Raw genomic sequence first — 24211 nt, 5'->3', positions numbered from 1 at the left:
GGCCTCGATATCAACGACTTCACGCTATGCGAAAGCAGTTGCACCCGCCAGCGGCGCTCATTGATCGTCGTCATCGTCGCTGGAGACTGGCCGCCAGCTGGTCGGGTCGACTTTTTTCTGGGTATCGCTGTCGGTGTAGACCCACCAGGCGCCGTCGCGATATTGCCCGACGGATTCGCTGACGACGCCGGCGCCGTCCTTCCACAGGACAGTGACCTTGGATCCATCCGTCGGGGCGGTCGCTATCGGTTTGCGGTCTGCCACGTCATCCCCCTCATTGAGTCGACAGAACGCCACGACGCGTGTCTGGTTGCAAGGCTGCCGGAAGCGTTATCCGAAGGCCATCAGCTGTGGGCAAAAATATCCTCTTCGTCCCAACCCATCAAATCGAGCTTGGCACGCGTCGGCAGGAAGCGGAAGCAGGCGTCGGCTTCCTTGGTGCGCCCGTCCCGCGCCAGGCGTCCAGCCAGCACCTCGCGCAGACGGTGCAGATAGAGAACGTCGGAAGCGGCATATTCGAGCTGTTCGGGCGACAGGGTCTCGGCCGCCCAGTCCGACGATTGCTGCGCCTTCGACAGGCCGACGCCGAGCAGTTCGAAGCAGATGTCCTTCAGCCCGTGCCGGTCGGTATAGGTGCGGGTCAGCCGCGAGGCGATCTTGGTGCAGAACACCGGCTCGGGCATCACCCCAAATGCATTGTACAGCACGGCGAGGTCGAAACGGCCGTAATGGAAAAGCTTGGTGATGCCGCGGTTGCGCAGCAGGCTGACGAGGTTCGGCGCTTTCTTCTGGCCGGGCGCGATCTGGATCACGTCGGCCGAGCCATCGCCGGGCGAGATCTGCACCACGCACAGCCGGTCGCGGTGCGGGTTCAACCCCAGCGTCTCGGTATCGATGGCCACCGCGTCGACATTGTAGTGGGCGAGGTCGGGCAGATCGTTCTTGTGGAAGCGGATGTCGGGCATAGTTGTCTCCGGATCGCGGCGTAACCCGTCCTCGCCGCGATCCGCTGAAAAATCAACAAGAAAACTTCCCAGCCTCCTCAGCGCGTCAGCGCATCGAGAATGCGCGCCCACGAGCGCTGGCCCTTGTGGAAGGAGGTCAGCTCGTATTTCTCGTTGGGCGAGTGGATGCGGTCGTCGTCGAGGCCGAACCCGACCAGCAGCGATTCCATGCCGAGATAGGTCTGGAAGTCGCCGACCACCGGTATCGAGCCGCCGCTGCCCGTCGTCACCGCTGGCTTCGGCCATTCATCCGACAGCGCAGTCTTGGCCTTGGCCAGGAATGGCGAGTCGTAGGAAAGCTGAATTGCCGGCCCGCCGCCATGCGGGTGGAATTCGACCGAACAGTCCCTGGGAATGCGCGCCTTGACGAATTTCCGGAAAGCGGCGCGGATCTTCTCGGGGTCCTGCTTGTGGACGAGGCGGAAGGAGATTTTCGACGACGCTTCCGCCGCGATCACCGTCTTGAACCCCTTGCCGGTGTAGCCGCCGATGATGCCGTTGAACTCGGCCGTCGGCCGCGCCCAGGTCAGTTCCATCACCGAGCGGCCTTTTTCGCCCGACGGGATCGAGAGGCCGATCGGTCCGAGGAAGGTTTCGGCGGTCTTGCCCAGAGTTTCCCATGATTTCAGGATCTGCGACGGCGTTTCCTCGACCCCGTCATAGAAGCCCGGAATGGTGACGTGGCCGTTCTCGTCATGGATGTCGGCGAGGATTTTCGCCAGGATGCGGATCGGGTTGGCGGCGGCGCCGCCATAGAGGCCCGAATGCAGGTCGCGATCGGCAGCCTTGACCGTGACCTCCTCGCCGACCATTCCGCGCAGCGAAACGCAGATCGACGGCGTTTCGCGGTCCCACATGCCGGTGTCGCAGACCAGAGCGAAATCGGCCTTGAGCTCATCGGCATTGGCCTCGAGGAACGGCTTCAGCGACGGCGAACCGGACTCCTCCTCGCCCTCGAACAGGATGGTGATGCGGCAGGGCAGATTGCCATGCACCTGCTTCCAGGCGCGGCAGGCCTCGACGAAGGTCATCAGCTGCCCCTTGTCGTCGGCCGAGCCACGGCCGGTGATTACCTTGTGACCGGGCTCGATCTCCTTGACCGCCGGCGCAAACGGGTCGTTCTCCCAAAGCTCGATCGGATCGACCGGCTGCACGTCGTAATGGCCGTAAAACAGCACATGCGGCGAACCGGCGGGGCCTTCATGGTGCGCAACCACCATCGGGTGTCCCGGCGTGTCGCGCACCGAAGCGTCGAAGCCGATCAGCTTGAGGTCCGCCACCAGCCACTCCGCGGCCTTGCGGCAGTCGGCGGCATAGTCGGAATCGGTCGAGATCGACTTGATGCGAAGCAGGCCGAACAGGCGCTCCAGGCTATGGTCGAGATTTTTGTCGAGGCGGTCTAGGACGGAGGAAATGGTGGACATTACTGCGGGCCTTTCTTTTCGGTGCCGGGACCGTAAAGGCAGCGCATCAAAACGAAAAGCCCGCGATCGTTGGACCACGGACCGTAAACACTTGTCAGAAGGCAAAAAAGAACCGCCGTGGTGGAGGGGAACCACGGCGGTCTTTTACTCGAAACGATGCGGCAGCCCGGAGAGGGGGGATAGGCTGCCGCAATTGTCCGGGATAGGCGGGGGACGGGCCTTGCTCCGGACTCGGCGAAAACTGCCGATGACCTTTATTTGTGTCTCGGATCGTGGCGTTTCAAGGGCACAAAAATTACACTTTTGTAACATCGCCGTGAGCGCCGAGGCAAACAGCAGCAGGGCCTATCGGCAGGCAGGCTCTGTCAGGATGTCGCCGCAACACCTGTTGGAAGCCCGCCTTTGCCATGGACCGCGCCGTCCCGCCGCGCTATCCCTGCCGGCATGAAAAAAGGCGATCATCTCTTCCTTATCGACGGCTCCGGTTACATCTTTCGCGCCTATCATGCGCTGCCGCCGCTAACCCGCAAATCCGATGGGCTACCGGTCGGCGCGGTCTCCGGCTTCTGCAACATGTTGTGGAAGCTGATGCAGGACGCCCGCAACACCGATGTAGGCATTGTGCCGACGCATTTAGCGGTCATTTTCGATTATTCGTCGAAAACCTTCCGCAACGATCTCTACCCGGAATACAAGGCAAACCGCAACGCGCCGCCCGAAGACCTGATCCCGCAATTCGGTCTGATCCGCCAGGCAACCGTGGCCTTCAACCTGCCTTGCATCGAGATCGAAGGCTACGAGGCCGACGACCTCATCGCCACTTATGCCAGGCTGGCGTGCGAGGCCGGCGGCGACACCACTATCATCTCCTCCGACAAGGATCTGATGCAGCTGGTCGGACCCACGGTCGGCATGTACGACCCGATGAAGGACCGCCAGATCGGCATCCCCGAAGTCATCGAGAAATGGGGCGTGCCGCCGGAAAAGATGATCGACCTGCAGGCGCTGACCGGCGACTCCGTCGACAATGTGCCGGGCGTACCCGGCATCGGGCCGAAGACGGCGGCGCAATTGCTGGAACAGTTCGGCGACCTTGACGGGTTGCTCGCAAGGGCCAGCGAGATCAAGCAGGAAAAAAGGCGTGAATCGATCATCGCCAATGCCGACAAGGCGCGCATATCGCGCCAGTTGGTGACGCTGAAGAACGACGTGCCGGTGACCGACGGGCTCGACGATTTCGTGCTGCATGCGCCGGATGGGCCGAAGCTGATCGGCTTTCTCAAAACCATGGAATTCACCTCGCTGACCCGGCGCGTTGCTGAAGCGACCAGCACCGAAGCCGGCGATGTGCAGGCTGTCGCCGTCACCGTCGAGCGCGCCGACACCGCGCACGGCCCCGATGTCGGTTCCGGCATAGCGGCGCCTGCGGCAACACAGGATGAAGCCAAAACCGAAACCGCCAGGGCCGGCGACGCCCCTTCGCTGCTTGCCGCACTTCGCTTGGAAACGGCCGCTGCGGCCAAAATCGATCCCGCCGCCTATGTTGCCATCCGCGACACGGCGACGCTCAAGGCCTGGTTGGCCCAAGCCAAGGAGACCGGGATCGTCGCCTTCGACACCGAAACCACGTCTTCCGATCCGATGCTGGCCGACCTCATCGGTTTCTCCCTGGCGATCGGCCCCGGCCGCGCCGCCTATGTGCCGCTCGCCCACAAGAGCGGCGCCGGCGACCTGCTCGGCGGCGGCACGCTGGAGAACCAGATTCCGGTCCGCGAGGCGCTGGCGCTGCTGAAGCCGCTGCTGGAAGACAAATCGGTGCTCAAGATCGCCCAGGACGCCAAATACGACATCGTCGTCATGAGCCGCCACGGCATCGATATCGCACCCTTCGACGACACGATGTTGATTTCCTATGTGCTCGACGCCGGCACCGGCCACCACACTTTGTCCTCGCTTGCCGACAAATGGCTCGGCCATGCCACGACGCCGCTCAAGGATCTCGCCGGTTCCGGCAGAAGCTCGGTCGGGTTCGACCAGGTCGACATCGACCGGGCGATCACCTACGCCGCCGGCCATGCCGACGTGACGCTGCGGCTGTGGCAGGTGCTGAAGCCGCGGCTTGCCGCCAAGGGCCTCGTCTCGGTCTATGAGCGGCTGGAGCGGCCGCTGGTGCCGGTGTTGGCCCGGATGGAACAGCGTGGCATCTCGGTCGACCGCCAGATCCTGTCGCGGCTCTCCGGCGAGCTGGCGCAAGGCGCCGCACGGCTGGAGGAGGAGATCTACGGTCTTGTCGGCGAGCGCATCAACATCGGGTCGCCAAAGCAGCTGGGCGACATCCTGTTCGGCCGCATGGGCCTGCCCGGCGGCTCCAAGACCAAGACCGGGCAATGGTCGACTTCCGCGCAGCTTCTGGAAGACCTCGCCGCCGAAGGCCACGAACTGCCGCGCAAGATCGTCGACTGGCGCCAGCTGACCAAGCTGAAATCGACCTATACCGACGCGCTGCCGGGCTTCATCCATCCCGACACCAGGCGCGTCCACACCTCCTATGCGCTGGCCGCGACGACCACGGGCCGGCTGTCTTCCTCCGACCCCAATCTGCAGAACATCCCGGTGCGCACCGCGGAGGGACGCAAGATCAGGACGGCCTTCATCGCCGACAAGGGCCAGAAACTGGTCTCGGCCGACTACAGCCAGATCGAACTGCGCGTGCTTGCCCACGTCGCCGAGATCCCGCAGTTGAAGCAGGCCTTCGCCAATGGCGCCGACATCCACGCCATCACCGCCTCGGAAATGTTCAACGTGCCGGTCGAAGGCATGCCTTCCGAAGTGCGCCGCCGCGCCAAGGCGATCAATTTCGGCATCATCTACGGCATCTCGGCCTTTGGGCTGGCCAACCAGCTGTCGATCCCGCGCGAGGAGGCCGGCGCCTACATCAAGAAATACTTCGAGCGTTTCCCCGGCATCCGCGACTATATCGAGGCAACAAAAGCCTATGCCCGCGAGCATGGCTTCGTCGAAACCATCTTCGGCCGCCGCATCCACTATCCTGAGATCCGGTCGTCAAACCCGTCGATCCGTGCCTTCAACGAGCGCGCCTCGATCAACGCCAGGCTGCAAGGCACCGCTGCCGATATCATCCGCCGCGCCATGGTGCATATGGACGAGGCGCTGGAAAAGGCCGGCCTGTCCGCCCGCATGCTCTTGCAGGTGCATGACGAATTGATCTTCGAGACGATTGAAGCGGAAGTCGAGGCGACGATCCCCGTGGTGCGCAGGGTGATGGAGAACGCGCCGATGCCGGCCATCTCGATGTCGGTGCCGCTGCATGTCGATGCGCGGGCCGCCAACAACTGGGACGAGGCGCATTGAAGGTGCGATGATTGTCTTTGTCACCGGAGACCTGCTGGCCGCCCAGGAAAGCTATATCGCTCAAGGCGTGGCAGAGGGCAATCAAGAGGGCCTTGGCACCGGACTTGCGCTGAAGATTTCGAAAAAGTGGCCGAATGTGCAGGCTGCGTTCAAGAAATATGCTCGGACCGGCAGGTTTATTGGGGGTCATATCTGGACATTGGAGCCAGACGGCAATCAGCCGGGCTTCATTTATCTGGCAACCCAGCCAAATATGTATCACGCCACTTCCCTATTTACGGAAAGCAGTTCGCGGGCTTGTGAAATGGGCCGACAAAAACCGGGTAGAATCCATCGCCTTGCCAAAAATCGGGTCTGGGCTTGGCAAATTATCTTGGCTCGACGAGGTGAAACCCCTGCTTATGGAGCAGCTACCACCTGGGCCTACGCGGTACGTCGTCTATGAGACATTCTTGAACGAATTCGAGAATAGCGCACCGCCTCGGCTCAAGTAGGAAGCAAGCTAAGCCGCCTCAGCCAGGCACTTGGCACACGTCCCTCGAAACTCGATGACCGCCTTCTTCGCAGCAAACCCGGTCGAGCGCACCCATTCGTCCAGCCGGTGGCCGACGTCATGGTCGGACATCTCCATCACCTGCCCGCATGTGTCGCAGATAGCGAAGGCTGTCATCGAATGCGTATGGTCGTGCGGTTCGGCGCAGGCGACGAAGGAGTTGAGGCTTTCCAACCGGTGCACGAAGCCTGACTTCACCAGGCTGTCGAGCGCCCGGTAAACCTGTAGCGGCGCGCGGAAACCGCGCTCGCGCAGCTGGTCGAGAAGCGTATAGGCGCTGAGCGGTCCGCTGGCGGCCTCAAGCTTCTCGAGCACGCTCAGCTGATTCTTCGTCAGCACATCCCTTGCCGCCATGATCCCGTTTTCCGATCGTTTAGAGCATGATGCCGAAAAGTGTGAAGCGGTTCTCGGACGACATCATGTTCTATCCTGTTTGATCCAGCGCCGCTCGCAATCAATGCGGCGGTCTCAATTCCCCTGAGATAGCGATGAAGCGGGCTTTTTGCCACTTGTTTCCGTTATCGCCATCGACACCATGACCACCACCGCCGATTGACGGCACCGACCACATTCAAAATACTGACAAAATTCGCGACGAAAGGTGCCGCACTTGCAAATTCGATCGGGCTTGGGGAAGCAATTATGATCAAACTGACACGACGGACGCTGCTCGTCGGCACGTCGGCGCTTGTGGCTGCCGGTACGGTTTCGTTCCGCGCTCTCGCCGCCTCGCGCACCTATCACGCGCTGCTGGTTGCCTGCACCGACTATCCGAACCTACCGCAGAAGAACTGGCTGATCGGGCCGAAGAACGATGCCGGCCTGGTGCGCGACTATCTCCTGAAGAACACGCCCGATCCGGTGAAGTTCTCGGCCGAGAATGTGATCCTGCTCGCCAAGGACGTCGAAGGCGCCAACGGCCCGCCGACGCATGCGGCGATCAAGGCCGCCCTTGCCGACCTCGCCGGCAAGGTGCAACGCGACGATTTCGTCTATCTGCATCTGTCGGGCCACGGCGCCCAGCAGCCGCAAGCCAAGGCCGGTGACGAGACCGACGGCCTCGACGAGATTTTCCTGCCGTCCGATATCGACAAATGGATCAACCGCGAAGAGGGCGTGCCGAACGCGCTGGTCGACAACGAGGTCGGCGCCGCACTCGACGCCATCCGCGACAAGGGCGCCTTTGTCTGGGTGGTGTTCGACTGCTGCCATTCCGGCACCGCGACGCGCGCCGCGGAAGTCGATGACGAACTGGAGCGCAAGGTCGAGTTCGCCGACCTCGTCGGCGGCGACGACGCGGCGAGAGCAGCCGCGGTGAAGGCCTATGACGACATCTCGGCAAGCGCATCGCGCGGTTTCGACGAGAATGGCGGCCGCAAGCCGGCCTTCAACCTGACGCCGACCGGCGCAGAGCCGATCGCCAGGGGCAAGCTGGTCGCCTTCTATGCCGCGCAGACGGTCGAGACGACGCCGGAAATGCCGCTGCCCAAGGGCACGCCCGACGCGCCGCGCTTCGGCCTGTTCACCTTCACCATCCTGTCGAAATTGGCCGAGAACCCGAACGTCACCTATCGCCAGCTCGGCCAGGCCGTGCTGCAGCAATATTCGGCCGACGGCCGCACAAGGCCGACGCCCCTGTTCGAGGGCGAACTGGACGCCCGCGTGTTCGGCACCGACAAAACCGACGCCGTCATGCAATGGCCGATTGCCGTCAAGGACGGCGATGTCGCGATCGGCGCCGGGCTGCTGCAGGGTCTGACCCCCGGCAGCAAGCTCGCCATTTTGCCTTCGGCGCTGTCGAAGCTCTCCGACGCCGTCGGCTATCTCGAAGTGAAATCGGCAAAAAACCTCGAAAGCCGGCTCGCACCGGTCGAATTCGACGGCAAGCCGGCGCTTGCGCCGACGGCGGTGCCCGCCGGCGCCTATGCGCGCGTTGCCGAACTCGCGGTCGACTATAAGCTGCTGGTGGCAAAGCCGGCGCCGACCGCAGGGCTCGAAAAAGAAACCGAGCTGGTCAATTCGGTTCTGGACGAATTGGTGGCGAAGCCGAAGTCCGGCTTCCACATCGCGCTGGTCGAGCCCGGCAAGAGCGCCGATCTGCGGCTTGCGGTGCTGCGCGAAAAATCCATGGACGGCGCTGCCGCCAACGCCAGCGACGAACCGGCGCTGTGGTTCCTGCCGGCGTCCGGCGACATCAGCCTGAAGGACGGCAGCAAGCCGCCACGCATCGTCATCCATCAGGATGGCCGCGACAAGCTTGCGGAAAACACAGCCAAGACCCTGACCACGATCTTCCGCGCCACCGGCCTGTCGCGGCTCGCCGCGGCGTCCGACTACCGGCCGGACGAGGTCAGCGTCCAGTTCCTGATCAAGCGCCAGGACAGCGATGTGCTGGAGCCGATCGAATCCTCGACGGTGCCGCGCGTTTCGCCGGGCGATCAGGTACACATTGCGGCCAAGAACGGGTCCGACGAGTTCGTCGACATCAACGTGCTGTATATCGGCAGCGACTATTCGATCACCCATATCGTCGCAGAGCGGCTGGCGCCGATCAACCAGCAGGCCGATCAGGGCCTGAAGGAAGGGCTGCTCGCCTTCACCGACACCAGCTTCGGCATGGAGCGCATGATTGCCGTGCTGACCGAGGCGCCGCCGCAGAGCGAGAAAGAGGATCTGAGCTTTCTTGCCCAGGAAGGCCTGCGCGCCGTGACGCGTGCCGCATCGGGAACGCCTGGTTTTTCCGACATGCTGGCCGACATCGGCATGGCGCCGGCAACGCGCTCCGTGATGCGGCTTGCCGAGAAGAGCGGTCCCAAAGGCGCGGTGATGATCTTCCCGATGGAGACGGTGCCCCGCGCCTGACCTGACATCGCTTCGCCGGCTCTTGCCGGCGTGATATATGAACATTCCCGGCTCGCGACACTTCTATGCGCCGCGGCTGAATGCAACAGATGAGGACATCAGTGACTATCCCCGTGCTCTCCTGGCGTGCAGCGACGGCCGGCCTTGCCGGAAGCCTGTTGCTGGTTGCCAGCGCCTCGGCGGACGAGAATTGCGGCCTGTGCGCCAAGCAGATCGTCACCAACTCCGAGCTCGCCACCTGCTTTCTCGACCAGTACGACCAGATCGCCAAGACCGGCAACACGGCCGTTGTCGTCGATCTCTCCAGCTGCGCCTCGCGCGGCGTGGTCGAGCCCTTGCCGTCACCCAGCAAGGCGGCTGCCGAACCGGACGTGCAGTTCATGATTTCGCGCACGCAGCTCGATTGCCTGAAAAAGAAGCTGGAGACACCCGGCATCGTGCTCGATCCCACCGCCATTATCCAACTGGACAGCTGCGGATGAAAAAGCCGGGGGGCACTGCAACGCAAAAATCGCCAGCCACATCGGCGCCGGCACCGGCCAAGAAGCCGGCGACCTTGCCCGAAACCACCGAAGGCTTTCCGTGGCCGAGCAGTCACGAGATCAAGAAGGAAGCCAACCCGTTCACCGACCGCGACTGGCGCATGCTGATCTATGCCTGGTCGGGTCTCGCCGTGCGCCTGGCGATCGTCTTCACCTTGGGCTTCTCGGTCTTCCAGTTTCTGGCAAACCAGGAACAGAAGCGCGTCGAGCAGACGATGTCGCTGGTCGAGCTTTGGGAAAGCAAGGATTTTCAGCAGGCGCAGCGCGCGCTCAAGGAGCGCCTCTCGTCGCTCAACGCCAAATACGACAATCTGCTCAGCGCCACGCCGTCGCCGACCGAGGAACGGGTCTTCCGGCAACGCATTGGCATTGAGGCGATGACTGCCGGCGGCGGCACCATGCCGATCGCCGACTTCAACGACAATTTCGATCGCATCGTCTATTTCCTCAATCGTCTCTCGATCTGCGTCGAGGGCAAGCTCTGTTCGCGCGATGTCGCCGATGCCTATTTCCGCGACTATGCGGTGTCGTTCTGGAGCTATTTTGCCGGCTACATCGAAAAAGAACGCAAGGCCGGTTCCGCCAATTATGCCCAGGCGATCGAGAATTATGTGCGCCACGGGTCGCCGCCGCCCGCCGACTCCAAATAGCGGCGCAACAAGGTGCCGGGCAGCTCCCATCCCTTGCGTGCTATCCGGTGGCTAATCCTGGTCGGTCTTCTGGCGTTAACATCAACCGCCGGTGCCGAGGACCTCGATTTCCATCTCGATCTCAACACCGGCGGCCACAGCGCCAGGGTCACCGATCTTGCCTTCACGCCGGACGGCGAGGGACTGGTCTCCGCATCTGACGACAAGACCATCCGCATCTGGGACTGGCAGAGCGGGGTGACGCTGCGCACCATTCGCGGCTATCTTGGCAATGGCAATGACGGCAAGGTCTTTGCGATTGCCGTGTCGCCGGATGGCAAGACGATCGCCGCCGGCGGTTATTTCGGCGCCGGCATCGGCGACAAGCCCCCTTATGGCGATGTCAGGCTGTTCGATTTCACCACCGGCAAGATCAAAACCCTGCTCAAGGCCGCCGACTATCCCATCTATGATGTCGCCTTTTCACCCGACGGAAACACGCTCGCCGCCGGCGGTGGCGATGGTTTCGTCTACCTCTGGCGGGCGGACGACAAATCCGCGTCGGGCTGGACGCTGGCGGAAAAACTCGATGCCGATTCCTGGCGTGTGGAAAAGCTCGCCTTCGCCGCTGCGGGAACCCGGCTGGCGGCAGCGACCACCGACAATGGCATAAGGCTCTGGGATGTCGCCAAGGCTGAGGAGATCGCCTTGCCCGCCGAGACCGAACCGCTGCGCGATGTCGGCGTCGCCGCACTCGCCGTGTCATTGGATGGCAACCTGTTCGCCACCGGCAGCAAGGACGGCGACGTCCAGCTCTGGCAGGCCAGCACCGGCAAATTCGTCCGCGCCATGCCGAAGCAGGATTTCCAGATCGGCGCTCTGAGCTTCGCCACGGGTTCGCGGCTTGTTGCGTCATGCAGCTATCGCTGCGCCGACAAGCATCGCTCGGCGGTCTGGAATACCGACAGCGGCGAGCAACTGCTCGATTATAACGGCCATGACGGCACGGTCTTTGCTGGCGCCGGCAATGCCGACGGCTCGCTGGTGGCGACAGCCGGCGGCACCCGCAACGCCATCCAGGTCTGGAACCCCATGACCGGCGAGCGCAAGGCGCTGCTGCAAGGGGTCGGCGAACCGGTGACGGCGATCGGGATCGATGCGGCGAGCAGCTCCATCGCTTGGGGCAACACCAACCCCTGCCCTGAACGCGTGTCCTGTCCCGAGCTGCAGGGCACGCTGGACAAGGTGCTGGCGCTACCGACGGCCGAGCGGTTCTTCGAGGACCCGGTGGCGTTTGCGGAACAGGGCGCCTATGCCCGCGCGGCACTGACCGACGGTGGGTGGTTGCTTCGCGCCGTCCCCGGCGGCAAGGACGGCCTGGAGAATGCCGTGCTCGAAATCGCGAGCGGCGGAAAGGTGATGCACAGCATCGAGAATTCCGCCGCCAATGGCTTCGTCCATTCGGCTTACACGCTGATCGGCAATGGGCTTGGCCTGATCACCGGCGGCAGCGACGGCACGCTGTTGGAATACAAAACCGCGACCGCCGAGGTATCGAGTGAATTCACCGGCCACACCGGCGAGATCAACGCCATGGTTGCCGTCGAGAAGGAAGGGCTGTTGGTCACCGGCAGCGCCGACCAGACCGTGCGGCTGTGGAATTTGAAGAGCCACAAACTGATCGTGTCGATGTTCTTCGCCGACTCCGAATGGATCGCCTGGATGCCCCAGGGCTACTATTATTCCTCCGCCGATGGCGACAAGTTGATCGGCTGGCACGTCAATCAGGGCCGCGACCACGAAGGGCGTTTCATCAGCGCCGGCCAGCTGAAGAAATATCTCTGGAGCCCGGAAATGGTGCGCCGGGCCATCATCCTGCGCAGCGCCGAACAGGCGGTCCAGGAAATGCGTCCCGGCGTTGACCGCCAGCTGGAAAAGCTGCTCGAGCGCAAACCGCCGGAATTCGGCATCAAGCTTGCCGCCGACCAGAGCAGTGTCCGCGAAGGCTATGTCGCCGTCGAAATATCAGGCGTGCAGGAAGCCGGCGCCGACGTCGCCGGGTTTTCGATCCTGTCGAACAGCCGCAATGTCGGCAATGTCACGGCGCGCTCGGCCGATGGCGGCAAGAGCACCATCGTCGAAGTGCCGGTCGAGAATGGCGAGAACACCATTCGCATCACCGGCACCAACGAGTTCGGCTATCTGACCGAGCGCAGTGTCACAGCACTTGGCAGGAAAACCGAAAAGCCCGCCAACAAGGGCAAGCTCTACGTCGCCGTGATCGGCGTCGACAAATATCCTTTCCTCACCGATGCATGCGCCGGCCACGCCTGCGATCTGCGCTATCCCGTCGATGACGCCACCGAATTCCTCAAGGTGATCTCGCAGAAATCCGCGCCCTTGTTTTCGGCGATGGAGACGCTGGTTCTGGTCAACCGCGAAGCGCTGGATGAGGCGCCCGATTCCGGCAAGGACGTGTTCAAGGTCGCCAGCGCCGACACCATCCTGGAACCGGATTCCGACACCATCGACGACCAGCTCGCCGACTTCCTCGACAGACCCGGCGAGAACGACACCACCATCATTTTCGTCGCCGGTCACGGCATCAACATCGACGAAGACTATTATTTCATCCCCACGGACGGCCGCAAACAGGATGCCGACCGCTGGAAGCGCTCCTCGCTGGTCGACTGGGGCGACATCCAGAAATCGGTTGAGCGGGCCAAGGGCATGCGCTTCATGCTGCTCGACACCTGCCACGCCGCCAACGCCTTCAACCCGCGCCTGGAAAAAGACGCGCAGGACGCACGCATCGTCGTCTTCTCGGCCACCGCTGCCAACAACACCGCCGCCGAACTGCCCGAGCTCGGCCATGGCGTCTTCACCTATTCGATCCTCGAAGGCCTGCGCGGCCGGGCCAAGACCTCCGACGGCGGCGTGACGCTGTTCGGCCTCGCCGACTACATCTCGCGCGAAGTGCTGCGGCTGACCGCGTCCAAGCAGAAGCCGTTCTACTATGTCGGCGGCGTGGAGAACATTGTGCTGGCTGAGCCGTGAGAGGTCGGCACCCAGGCACCCGCCTCTGGCCTGCCGGCCATCTCCCCCGCAAGGGGGGAGATCAGTCTCTTCATTGCTGGAGATCTATTTTCAAGGTTGGTGATTGGCGAAAGTCGAGGCGACATCCAATCTCCCCCCTTGCGGGGGAGATGTCCGGCAGGACAGCGGGGGGTGCCTGGGCACGGACCAGCATTCTGATCTTTGCCATCGCCTTGCTTATCCTCTCAGTGCTTCAAGCGTCTGCCGCCCCCATCACCTGCCCGCCCGGCGACACAAACTTCCCGTCCTTCTACTCCGACCCCACACTCTTCACCGACGCCATCGCCGCCGTCGCCAGAATCGAGCCGTCCAACCAACGCCTCACCGGCATCACAGTCCCCCACCACCTGCTCGTCGCAGATCTCGTCGCACTCGGTTTCCACGCCGCGTCCGGCTTCCGCTACAAGCGCATCGTCATCCTGTCGCCGGACCATTTCCATAAGACGCAGAAACTCTTCGCCACCACGACGCGCGGCTTCGACACTGTGCTTGGCCCGGTCCTGGCCGACACGGCAGCCCTGCGCCTTATCCAGGCGAACAGCGACATGGTCGAGGACTCCTGCCTCTTCGCCAAGGAGCACGGCGTTCAAGCCATGCTGCCCTTCCTGCACCATTATTTTCCCGAGGCAACCATCGTGCCGGTGGCGATGTCGGTCAAGGCGAAGCGCGGCGACTGGGACCGGCTGGCGCAGGCGCTGAAAGCGATCGTCGACAAGGACACGCTGATCGTCGAATCCACCGATTTCTCACATTATCTGCCGCAGCACGAAGCCAGGCGTTTCGACCAGCAGACGCTGAACATGCTCGCCGCCGGTTCGCTCGACGGCATCGCGGCGCTGCGCCAGCCGGATCACGCCGATTCGGTCGGTGCGCTCTATATCCAGACCAGGCTGCAGCGCGAACTGTTCGGTGCTGCGCCGCTGGTCGTCGCCAACGAGAACTCGCAGGCGCATTCAAGCGACTATGTCGAGCGCACCACCAGCTATGTCGTGGCGCTGTTCGGCGCCTTCGGCCCCGGCTTCAACAATCCTGCCCGTCCCGACGACAAGCTCTACTATTTCGCGGGCGACGTGAATTTCGGCCGCGCCATGAAGAAGATCCTGGTCCGCGACGGTGTTGCCGAGAAGATCGTCGAAAGCGTGCTGGCCCTGACCCGCTCGCGGCCGCTGATCGTCAATCTCGAAGGCGTGATCCTGCCCAACGTCCCTGAGGCGATCGACGACATGACGCTGGCCATGCCCGCAGACCTCGCCATCGACATGCTCAAGAAATTGCATGTCGCCGCTGTCAGCCTCGCCAACAATCACGCCTACGACCTCGGCCCGTCAGGCTATGCCGAGACGCTGGCCGCACTCGATGCGGCCGGCATCGCCCATTTCGGGCAGGGCGAGACGCTGGCGCTTGCCGATCTCGACCTGGTCGGGCTGACCGACATCGATACCAACGGCTCCAGGAACACCGACCTTCTGACGCCTGCTTTGCTCGACCGGCTGCTGCACGACAATGCCGAGCGGCCGGTGATTGCCTTCGTCCATTGGGGCCGCGAGTACAAGACGGAGCCGTCGCCGCGCGAGGAGATGCTTGCCGACCAGATGCGGCTGCGCGGTGTCACGGCAATCGTCGGCGGTCATCCACATGTATCGAGCGAGGCGATCCTGCCGCTCGGCGGCGGCGATGTTGCGGAGATCTATTCGCTCGGCAATTTCCTGTTCGACCAGAAAGCCGAACGATCGTCCGGGTCGATGCTGGAACTCAGGGTGTTCAGCCAGGGCACGATCTTTGCCCGGCTGATCCCGCTGCCCAATTTTTTCGAGATGGGCTCGAAATGACGCGATTCCCGAAAGGACGTGACAGGACCTCAACAGCCTTGCAGATCTTCCGGCAGATAGCAGACCGCCGGCTTGGTGCTGGTTTCGAACAGCGACTGCTTCGGCCTGAAATAGAAGAACGTGGCCGGCTTGCTTTCGCGTGTGCTGCCATCGGCGAAATGGGCGGCGATGCTGAAGCGATGGATCGACGACATTGACGACCACATTTTCAGCCGTGCCGTGTAGGCGCTGAGATTCTTGTTGCCGCGCACCGGCATGGGGATGCTGTAATCGGTCTTGCCGATCGGAAATTCGATGTTCTGGTAGCGCAGCGCTTCGGGCGACGCGCCGCCGCCATCGCCGCATTCGGCGAGCGATTCTGGGACCTCGATGCTGACCAGCGAGACGATGACGCGAAACGGCTCGCTTTGCTGGTAGACAGCGCCCTGATCGTCCGCCCAGGAATAATCGAGCTTGCCAATCCCGGTCACGCTCATTTTCTCGACGCTGCCGCTGATGTAATCGGCAACGTCGCCGAACTTGACCTTGTTGGCCACCTGGGCGCGGCAGACATCCAGGCTGTCCCTTGACGGGCAGGTGAAGCGCTCGGTCTCGAGCGTGGTTGTGTCGACGCCGGCTTCAATCAGCACGTCCTTGATCGAGACGTCGACGCCATCGCCGAAAGTGCCGATGTCCTTCGTGAACATGCGGCTCGGCTCGCCGGTCGCGTTGTCCTCCTCGTCGGTCCTGGTGAACTGGATCGACATCTTCATGTCTTTCACGTCGCCCCAGCCATTGTTGACGATCGAGAAGTCGGGGCGGAAGCCGACGCAGCCATAATGCTCGCTGATCGACAGCATCGGCTTGCGGTAGGCCTCGCTCGCGGCCACCTTCATTTCCAGGCTGTCGATCTTGACCCTCGACCGGTCGGTGGTCTTGAGGTCGACTTCGGCGAAGGCCGGCGCCGTCTCCCAGTCCATGCCTTCATAGACATTGCCGGTACGAATCTCTCCGGTGCCGTTCCAGGCATCGTTGTACTGGTCCGACACCGGATAGATCGCGATGTCTTCGTCGCGCACGAGATGCTGGTACTGCATGTCGGCCTGCTGCGTCATGCGCTGGTCGACGGCAATGCCGATCTCGACCTTGTCGGCGGAACCGCCGCCGGTCTGCGCCTTGAGCAACCCGCCCACTCTGGCATCGGCCAGCACATCGGGGCGCGCACCGCCGATCTCCTTGCCCATCGCCCATTGCGACCAGTAGACGGTGCCGCCGGCCAACCGGGTGCGGCCCTTGCCGTCCTTCAGCCCATCGGCAAAAGAGCCGACGAATATCTTGCCTGTCTTCGTCTCCAGCCTGCCCTCGCCATTCGGCACACCGGCCCTGAATTGCCCTTCATAGCGATTGCCGTCGGCATCGACATGGATCGCATGGCCGTCGAGCTGGCCGGCGACCCAACGGCCGTCGAGAATCTCGCCTGAACGCAGCTCCAGCCGGCCTTGTCCATCGGGGCGGCCATTCCTGATCTCGCCGAAATAGCTGGAATAGATCGTCTTGGGGTCGTAGCTCGCCGAGCCGCGTACGCGCCAGACCAGCCTGCCCTTGCCGTTGACGGTGCCGTCGGCTGCGACGGTGCGGTCCGGCGACACGCCGGCTGCCGGCTCCCAGGTGAAATCAAGACCCAATTCCGGGTGGGAATCCCAGACCCGTACATTCTTGCGCAGCACCGAACGTGTTTCGCTTTTATAGAGGATTTGCACCCGCTCGGCCCAGGCGCCATCGGGTGTGGCACCGCCTTGATCGGCCATAGCGGAAAAGCATGTCAGTGCGGCCAGCATGGATGCAGCCGCCATCGCTTTGACCCCGAAGATCATTCTTGCCCGCGCCATCTTACCCAACCCCTTGGATCGCCTAGCGTAAGCACCGCTGCAACACAGTGCAAGGGAGGTGTTTCGATACAAAAAACCGGCGGCAGGAACGTCCCGCCGCCGGTTTGCTAATGCTGGTTCTCGCCGCTGTTTGCCGGCGAAAGATCGGGCCTTATTTGTACAGGCTGTTGATCCACGCCACGTTGGCAGCGTTCAGGCGCACCGCTGTGTTGGCGTTGGGGCTTTCGGCCACGTTCACGCCGGTGACGACGCGCTGCTTGGCGCCATTGTCATAGGCGTAGACCGAGCTGCCGCTCGACCCCGGATAGGTGTCGCAGTCGTACTGGAAATACTCCGCGCCGATGTTTTCGGCTTTCACTTCGCAGGTCGCCTTCCACATCGTACCCATCGGCTTGTCGCCGGGGTAGCCAACGATGTTGGCGGTGAAATCGCCGAGGTTCTCATAGTTGGCATAACCCAGCCAGCCGAGATTGGTGCCGACATCCTGCTTCAGCGTGATGATGCCGAGGTCCCACGGAATGACCGAGCCGTAGTAACCCTGATAATTGTCGATGAAGCCCTGCAGGATATAGACGCTCTCGTAGCTGAAAGCGCCAAACGGTGCATCGTCGGCGGTGTTGCCGTTGAGCGACGGCACGAAGATGACGTCGTCGAGCCAAGCCTTGTCTTCATTGCTGTAGAGGCAATGCGCGGCGGTGAGCACCGTGCGCGGACCGATCAGGGTTCCCGAGCAGCTGCCATAACCGCTCTTGGCTTTGCCTTCGATATAGCCGATCGCGGTGAACGGGTAGGTCTTGGTGTTCTTGATCTGCTCGCGATCGTCGGCCCCGAACACCTGGCGGCCGGCTTCGTCGCCGCCCGTCAATCCGGTCTTGTTGGCCGCTGGTGCGTTAGCGGGCGCGTTCAATTCCTTGATGACAAGGTCCTTCAGCGTCTCGCCTGCATCGATCTTGATGTCCTTGCCATCGGTGGAACGTCCGACGATGCCATAGGATTTGACCGCCGTGCCCTCGTCGGTCAGCGGCGCTGCCCGGCTGGCTTCATCTTCGGTCAGTTTCGGCGGAGCGATCGGCTTTGCACGGCCGGGCTGGTAGTCGCCCGTTCCGAGATCGCGCATGCTTTCGCCATTGCCGGCATTCGCTGAGCCGGGATCGGCGGCGAAGGCAGGCATCGTCCACAGTGCGGTGGATAGCAGTGCGGACGCAATGATAGTGCTTGTCAGTTTCGTCATGGTGAGACTCTCCCAAAAGTCAGCAAGGAGTGGAGCAAAATACAGAAATATTGTCGAGATCGTGGTGGAGTTAAAAAATTAGTTTGGTTACCCGCCCGTATCGGATCATCGGTCCGGGCGGCCTCGTTAAAGCCCTCCGCCAAACGCACCCGCGTCGATATACTGCCTAAAATAATCCAACATTGGCAATGACAAATCGCTTCCACGTAGCCCGTGGGGGGCTATAGGGTTTGGGTGGGCTCTGCCCGATGGGGCACGATTAGCAAAAGTGGTATTTCGGTTTTATGACCGCGCGGATGTCGTTCGTTCTGGCAGAAGGCGATCGAGGTACCGCTACCGCTTCTGTTGGTTATGCGTCATGGCGGCATGGCTCGGCAATTTTCATCTCAGGAGGGTTTCAAGGTGAACATTATCCATCGGTTCAGGCCGCTTGCCGCTGCATCGCTGCTCGGCATCGCGGCCGCTTTCCCCGCCGTCAACGCGCTCTATGCAGCCGACGACGCCGTCAGGCCGGAAGCGGCGGTCTCGCCGATGCAGCGCGTTGCCGAAGCCCGGGACAAGGCCAAGGCCGAGAACCCCGACGGCGCCGACCGCGTCTATGGCGGCAAGGAAGCCGACAAAGGGGCCTATCCGTTCCAGGTGGCGCTGCTGACCAGCGCCCGGCTGGATCCCAGCCCGGCCTCGCAGCCAAACGCGCAATTCTGCGGCGGCAGCCTGATCGCGCCGCAATGGGTGCTGACGGCGGCGCACTGCCTCAACGACAAGGGCCGACCGATTTCGCCCGATACGGTGACCGTGCTGACCGGCGCCACCGATCTTACCGAAGGCAAGCGCTACAAGGTGGTCGAGGTTATCGTCAACGAGGGCTACAGCGAACAGACGCTGGACAATGATCTCGGCCTGCTCCGGCTGGCGGAGCCCGCCGACGCGCCGGTCATCAAGATCACCAATGAGCCGACGCCAGACAGCGGCAAGACCACGGTCATCGGCTGGGGCAAGATGCAGGACGGCACCTTCCCGACCGCGCTGATGGTGGCCGATCTCGATCTCGAGCCGAGCGCTGCCTGCAACAGCGGCATCAAGTCGATCTATGCGCATGACCTGAAGGCGGCACTTGGAGATCTCTCCCACCGGATGCGTTATTCGGAAAAGGGCATCGATGCCGCCGCCAATGCGATCGCCGCCGATATGTCGGATCCGCTGACCAAGAACATGATCTGCGCCGGCACCGACAGCGGCGAACGCGACGCCTGCAACGGCGACAGCGGCGGTCCGCTGTTCATGACCGGCGCCAGCGGTCCGGTCCAGGTCGGCGTCGTCTCCTGGGGCGAAGGTCCGTCCGACGGCACCGCCGCTTGCGGCCACAAGAATGCCTATGGCATCTACACGCGATTGGCCAACTATACCGGTTGGATCGAAGCCAAGATGAAGACCCCGGCTCCGGCAGCCGCGGCGGCCCCCAAGGCCGGTCTCGGCACGGCCAAGAAGCCCTGAACGAGCCCGAAGCTTGATTAACGCAAAACGGCGGGATCTTTCCCGCCGTTTTGATTCATGTCCGGTGCCGGCTGTTCCGCTTACTTCCGTGGCGGTCCCTTGCGCTCGGCCGACGCCGCCCACAGATTGATGTCGGACTCGCGTGCGTAAGTGTCGATTTCGGCGAGCTCGGCATCGCTGAACTCGAGCACCTTGAGCGCGCCGACGCAGTCCTCGACCTGTTCGGGCCGGCTGGCGCCGATCAGCGCCGAGGTCACCCGGCCCTTGCGCAGCACCCAGGCTAGCGCCATCTGCGCCAGCGTCTGGCCACGCTTGCCGGCGATCGCGTTCAGCGCCTGGATGTTGGCGATGGTCTTTTCGTTGATGAAGGCGGGCCGCAGCGACTTCCCTTGGCTGGCGCGGCTACCCTCGGGGATGCCGCCGAGATATTTGTCGGTCAGCATGCCTTGCGCCAGCGGCGAGAACACGATCGATCCGACACCGAGCCCTTCCAGCGTATCGAGCAGTCCGTCCTCTTCGACCCAGCGGTTGAGCATCGAATAGCTCGGCTGATGGATGATGCAGGGCGTACCGAGCTGCTTCAATATGTCGGCCGCCTCGCGCGTGCGCTGCGAATTGTAGGACGAGATGCCGGCATAGAGCGCCTTGCCGGAACGCACCGCATGGTCGAGCGCGCCCATCGTTTCCTCAAGCGGCGTATCCGGATCGAAGCGGTGCGAATAGAAGATGTCGACATAGTCGAGCCCCATCCGCTTCAGGCTCTGGTCGAGGCTCGCCAGCACATATTTGCGGCTGCCCCATTCGCCGTAAGGCCCTGCCCACATCTCATAGCCGGCCTTGGTCGAGATGATCAGCTCGTCGCGATAGCTGGCGAAGTCGGTGCGCAATATCTCGCCGAAGGCGATCTCGGCCGAGCCCGGCGGCGGACCGTAATTGTTGGCGAGATCGAAATGGGTGATGCCGAGATCGAAGGCCTTGCGCGCGATCGCCTGCTTGGTCTTGTGCGGCGTGTCGTTGCCGAAATTGTGCCACAGGCCGAGCGAGATCGCCGGCAGTTTCAGGCCGGATCGCCCACATCTGTTGTAGAGCATTTTCTCATAGCGGTGTTCAGCCGGCTGCCAGCGCATGGGTACAGATCCTGGATTGTATGGGTGTCGGCGCGAGCGCGCCGACACCCTTCTACCTCATTTCTGCTTCGCCAACAGTTCTTTTGCGTCCTTGACGCCGAGTGCAGCCGGCCGCTCGCAGCTGGTCTGCATGGCGACGAACTTGCCGGTCTCGCCCGACCGCAACAGGCCGGTCATGACGTCGACGGCATGCAGCGCCAGTTCCATCGAGCAACGATGCGGCCGGCCCTCGGCGATCGCCAGCGCCATGTCGGCAAGGCCTGCGGTGCGGTAGTTGGCCATCATGCCCTGGCCGTGCATTTCGTTGGGCACGCCGAACGGATGCTGCCATTTCGGCAGTTTCTTCACCGGTTTTGCCGCCTTGGTTATGCGCACGTCGCCACCGAAGAAATTCGGATCCGGCACGAACACCGTGCCCGTCTCGCCATAGAGTTCCATCGGCGCGTGACCATGCGCCCAGACGTCCCAGCTGGTGTTGAGCGTGATCACGGCGCCGTTCTCGAACTCCAGCAGGCCGTGGATCGTCGTCGGCGTGTTGACCGGGATTTTTTCGCCCGCGCGCGGTTTCGACGAGATCGTGCGTTCCTTGGCAGGCGTCGTCGCGAAGGCCGCCACCTGCTTCACCGGCCCGATCAGCTGGATCAGGTTGGTGATGTAGTAAGGCCCGATGTCGAGCACCGGCCCGGCGCCCGGCTGGAAGAAGAAATCGGGATTGGGGTGCCAGTGCTCCATGCCGTGGCCCATCACATGACAGGTGCCGCTGGTGATCTTGCCGAGCGCGCCGGTGTCGATGAGGTTGCGCACCAGCTGGTGCGCCCCGCCCAGGAACGTGTCCGGAGCCGAACCGATGCGCAGCCCTTTCTTCTCGGCCCGGCCCTTGAGGTCGAGCCCTTCCTTGACCGACAGCACGAACGGCTTTTCCGAATAGACGTGCTTGCCGGCATCGAGGATCTGCTTCGACACCCCGTAGTGCACCGCCGGGATGGTGAGGTTGACGATGATGTCGATCTCGTCATCCTTGAGCAGTTCTTCGACGGTCTCGGCGCGCAGCTTGAACTCCTTCGCCCGTGCCTTGGCCGCGTCCATGTTGATGTCGGCGCAGGCGCGCATCTCGATGCCGCGAAACAGCGGCGCCAGCGAGAAATACGCTTTCGAGATGTTGCCGCAGCCGATGACGCCGATACCCAGTTTCTTTGCCATGATGATTGTTCCTAGTAAGCCTTGACGGATGCGAGCGAGCGGCTGGCGAAGCGCTCGATGTCGTTGGGGTTGTCCTGTTCCATGACGTAATATTTGGCCGCGCTCTTCGCCCGAAGTGTCTTGATCAGGCCGGCCCAGTCGATGGTGCCGTGGCCGACATCCGCCCAGCCGTCCTCGTCAAGGCCTTCGCCTGACTTGGCCATGTCCTTGACATGGACGGCGCTGATGCGCTTGCCGTGCTTTTCGATCCACGGCAGCGGATCAACGCCGCCGCGGACTACCCAGGCGACGTCCATCTCCCAGCCGATGTCGGGCGCAGCCGACAGGATGTGATCCTGCGGCACCGAGCCGTCGGCGAGTGTCTTGAACTCGAAATCATGGTTGTGCCAGGCAAAGCCGTAGCCGGCTTTTTTTGCGATCTCGCCGACCTTGGCCAGACGCTCGCCAAAGCCGCGCCAGCCGGCAGCGTCGGCCGGCCGCTGCTCGGCCAGCAGATAGGGACAGATGACGAGCGTGATGCCGAGTGCGTCGGCTGTTTTGCGTACGCCGTCGAAATCATTCTCCAGCGCATCGATCGAGAAATGTCCGGTCGGCATCGAAAGCCCGTTCTTGTCGAGTTCGGCGCGGAACGCCGTGGGGTCGTCATAGACGCCGCCGAAACCTTCGACTTCCTTGTAGCCGAGCTTGCCGAGCATTTTCAGGATGCCGTCCCACGGCTGGAAATTGCGGGCGCTGTAGAGTTGGAATGACCAGTTCATCGTCTCTGTCCGTTTCTTGGGTGGTTAAGGCTTGGGGATGTTTTCGGGGGATCGTTTTCGCGAGATCGTTTTAGGGGGATCGTTCTTGGGAGGATGGTTTGCGGATGATTCTAGAGGGTCACAGGCGATTGCCGGTCGCAGCGTCGAACAGCGAGGCGCGCGCCGGATCGAAACCGAACTGGATCGGATCGCCGCTGCGCAGCGTCCGTTCCGCTTCGACGCGGAAGGAGAAGTTGCGGCCGGCAAGCTTGGTCCACACCAGCGTGTCGGAACCCATCGGCTCAACGATCTCGACCGAACCGCCGGCGGAAAACGGCATCGACTTTGCAGCGTCACCGAAAGCGATGTGTTCAGGCCGGATGCCCAGCACGCAAGCGCCGGCCGGGCGCTCCGTGCCGTCAAAGGTATAGCGGTCGAGCGGCACCGAAACACCGTCGGTCCTGAACGCCGGAGCAGCACCGGCTTCCAGCTCCCCTTCGAGGAAATTCATCGCCGGCGAGCCGAGGAAGCCCGCGACAAAACGGTTGACCGGCCGGTTGTAGATCGTCTGCGGCGCGTCGAGCTGCTGGATGACGCCGCCGCGCATGACCGCGATACGGTCGGCCAGCGTCATCGCCTCGATCTGGTCGTGGGTGACGTAGATCATGGTGTTCTGCAGCTTGCGATGCAGAAGCTTGATTTCGACGCGCAGTTCCGAGCGCAGCTTGGCGTCGAGATTGGATAGTGGCTCGTCGAACAGGAAGACGTCGACGTCGCGCACCAGCGCCCGCCCGATCGCCACGCGCTGGCGTTGGCCGCCGGACAAGGCCGCGGGCTTGCGCTGCAAAAGCGGCTCGATCTGCAGGATCTCGGCGGCGCGGGCGATGCGCTTGGCGATCTCGTCCCTGGGCACGCCGGCAACGCGCAGGCCGAACGACAGGTTCTTCTCCACCGTCATTTGCGGATAGAGCGCATAGGACTGGAACACCATGCCGATGCCGCGATCCTTGGGCTCTTCCCAGGTGACGTTCTTGCCCTTGATGAAGATGCGGCCTTCGGAAATATCGAGCAGCCCAGCGATGCAGTTGAGCAAGGTCGACTTGCCGCAGCCCGAGGGACCGAGCAGCACGATGAACTCGCCCTCTGCGACCTCGAGATTGAGGGTCTGCAGCACCGATACAGAGCCGAAATTCAGGGACAGGTCCTGGATCGAAACGCTGGTGCCGTTGGCTGCCGTCATCGC

18 protein-coding genes are annotated in these 24211 nt (G+C 62.7%); 8 read left to right on the top strand and 10 right to left on the bottom strand.

Going from position 1 to position 24211, the window contains the following annotated elements; all coding sequences use genetic code 11:
• Positions 1 to 57: 57 nt before the first annotated feature.
• From ACYG9Y_RS00520 to ACYG9Y_RS00510, 3 genes are all read right to left on the bottom strand, one after another.
• A complete protein-coding gene (locus ACYG9Y_RS00520) occupies positions 58 to 264 on the bottom strand; it encodes a hypothetical protein (RefSeq protein ID WP_023683046.1) in 207 nt (68 codons plus the stop codon).
• Positions 265 to 344: 80 nt separating this feature from the next.
• Positions 345 to 965, bottom strand: a complete 621-nt coding sequence (locus ACYG9Y_RS00515; RefSeq protein WP_023669784.1) for a ribonuclease D — start codon at positions 963 to 965, stop codon at positions 345 to 347.
• 77 nt (positions 966 to 1042) lie between these two features.
• Positions 1043 to 2428 (bottom strand): M20/M25/M40 family metallo-hydrolase, encoded by a 1386-nt coding sequence (locus tag ACYG9Y_RS00510; RefSeq protein WP_460223095.1) that lies wholly within the window; start codon positions 2426 to 2428, stop codon positions 1043 to 1045.
• 444 nt (positions 2429 to 2872) lie between these two features.
• Between ACYG9Y_RS00510 and polA the strand changes: the two genes are divergently transcribed.
• Together polA and ACYG9Y_RS00500 are read left to right on the top strand one after the other, a co-directional pair.
• Complete coding sequence (gene polA / locus ACYG9Y_RS00505; RefSeq protein ID WP_023737525.1) at positions 2873 to 5800, top strand: DNA polymerase I; 2928 nt, start codon at positions 2873 to 2875, stop codon at positions 5798 to 5800.
• A 134-nt stretch (positions 5801 to 5934) separates the two neighbouring features.
• The gene (locus tag ACYG9Y_RS00500) at positions 5935 to 6294 is read left to right on the top strand and encodes a macro domain-containing protein (RefSeq protein WP_198021315.1); all 360 of its coding nucleotides are present in this window, start codon (positions 5935 to 5937) and stop codon (positions 6292 to 6294) included.
• An 8-nt stretch (positions 6295 to 6302) separates the two neighbouring features.
• On the opposite strand, the gene ACYG9Y_RS00495 is transcribed toward ACYG9Y_RS00500, so the two are convergent.
• Positions 6303 to 6707 carry a Fur family transcriptional regulator gene (locus ACYG9Y_RS00495; RefSeq protein WP_023686595.1) on the bottom strand — a complete coding sequence of 135 codons (405 nt, stop codon included), beginning with the start codon at positions 6705 to 6707 and terminating at the stop codon, positions 6303 to 6305.
• Positions 6708 to 6995: 288 nt separating this feature from the next.
• Between ACYG9Y_RS00495 and ACYG9Y_RS00490 the strand changes: the two genes are divergently transcribed.
• The 5 genes from ACYG9Y_RS00490 to amrB all read left to right on the top strand — a co-directional run bounded on the left by ACYG9Y_RS00490 (position 6996) and on the right by amrB (position 15311).
• The gene (locus tag ACYG9Y_RS00490; protein ID WP_023737524.1) at positions 6996 to 9215 is read left to right on the top strand and encodes a caspase family protein; all 2220 of its coding nucleotides are present in this window, start codon (positions 6996 to 6998) and stop codon (positions 9213 to 9215) included.
• A gap of 101 nt (positions 9216 to 9316) precedes the next feature.
• Positions 9317 to 9697, top strand: coding sequence for a hypothetical protein (locus tag ACYG9Y_RS00485; RefSeq protein WP_245260181.1), 381 nt, complete (start codon positions 9317 to 9319; stop codon positions 9695 to 9697).
• Positions 9694 to 10407, top strand: coding sequence for a DUF4760 domain-containing protein (locus tag ACYG9Y_RS00480; protein WP_023737523.1), 714 nt, complete (start codon positions 9694 to 9696; stop codon positions 10405 to 10407). Before ACYG9Y_RS00485 ends, ACYG9Y_RS00480 begins: the two co-directional genes overlap by 4 nt.
• Before the next feature lie 33 nt (positions 10408 to 10440).
• The gene (locus ACYG9Y_RS00475; RefSeq protein WP_023737522.1) at positions 10441 to 13443 is read left to right on the top strand and encodes a caspase family protein; all 3003 of its coding nucleotides are present in this window, start codon (positions 10441 to 10443) and stop codon (positions 13441 to 13443) included.
• A 149-nt stretch (positions 13444 to 13592) separates the two neighbouring features.
• Positions 13593 to 15311: an AmmeMemoRadiSam system protein B gene (gene amrB / locus ACYG9Y_RS00470; RefSeq protein ID WP_084014252.1), complete on the top strand. Its 1719-nt coding sequence runs from the start codon at positions 13593 to 13595 to the stop codon at positions 15309 to 15311.
• Between the two features lie 29 nt (positions 15312 to 15340).
• Here amrB and ACYG9Y_RS00465 read toward each other — a convergent pair whose 3' ends face one another.
• Complete coding sequence (locus tag ACYG9Y_RS00465; protein ID WP_023714129.1) at positions 15341 to 17179, bottom strand: MORN repeat-containing protein; 1839 nt, start codon at positions 17177 to 17179, stop codon at positions 15341 to 15343.
• A 151-nt stretch (positions 17180 to 17330) separates the two neighbouring features.
• Positions 17331 to 18410 (bottom strand): trypsin-like serine peptidase, encoded by a 1080-nt coding sequence (locus ACYG9Y_RS00460; RefSeq protein ID WP_023737521.1) that lies wholly within the window; start codon positions 18408 to 18410, stop codon positions 17331 to 17333.
• 402 nt (positions 18411 to 18812) lie between these two features.
• Between ACYG9Y_RS00460 and ACYG9Y_RS00455 the strand changes: the two genes are divergently transcribed.
• Positions 18813 to 19904: a S1 family serine peptidase gene (locus tag ACYG9Y_RS00455; protein WP_023714131.1), complete on the top strand. Its 1092-nt coding sequence runs from the start codon at positions 18813 to 18815 to the stop codon at positions 19902 to 19904.
• An 80-nt stretch (positions 19905 to 19984) separates the two neighbouring features.
• Here the strand turns inward: ACYG9Y_RS00455 and mgrA are convergent, their stop codons facing one another.
• The 4 genes from mgrA to ACYG9Y_RS00435 all read right to left on the bottom strand — a co-directional run bounded on the left by mgrA (position 19985) and on the right by ACYG9Y_RS00435 (position 24208).
• Positions 19985 to 21031 (bottom strand): L-glyceraldehyde 3-phosphate reductase, encoded by a 1047-nt coding sequence (mgrA, locus tag ACYG9Y_RS00450; RefSeq protein ID WP_023683033.1) that lies wholly within the window; start codon positions 21029 to 21031, stop codon positions 19985 to 19987.
• Positions 21032 to 21088: 57 nt separating this feature from the next.
• On the bottom strand, positions 21089 to 22231 hold the full coding sequence (locus tag ACYG9Y_RS00445) for a Gfo/Idh/MocA family protein (RefSeq protein WP_023714132.1): 1143 nt from the start codon (positions 22229 to 22231) through the stop codon (positions 21089 to 21091).
• Between the two features lie 11 nt (positions 22232 to 22242).
• Positions 22243 to 22989, bottom strand: coding sequence for a sugar phosphate isomerase/epimerase family protein (locus ACYG9Y_RS00440; protein WP_023712315.1), 747 nt, complete (start codon positions 22987 to 22989; stop codon positions 22243 to 22245).
• Positions 22990 to 23107: 118 nt separating this feature from the next.
• Entirely contained in the window at positions 23108 to 24208 is a 1101-nt protein-coding gene (locus ACYG9Y_RS00435; RefSeq protein WP_023686606.1) for an ABC transporter ATP-binding protein, read from the bottom strand.
• Positions 24209 to 24211 lie beyond the last annotated feature (3 nt).

The sequence above is a fragment of the Mesorhizobium sp. W050 genome, from assembly GCF_054719535.1.
This window is presented reverse-complemented; position numbering and strand designations above follow the sequence as displayed.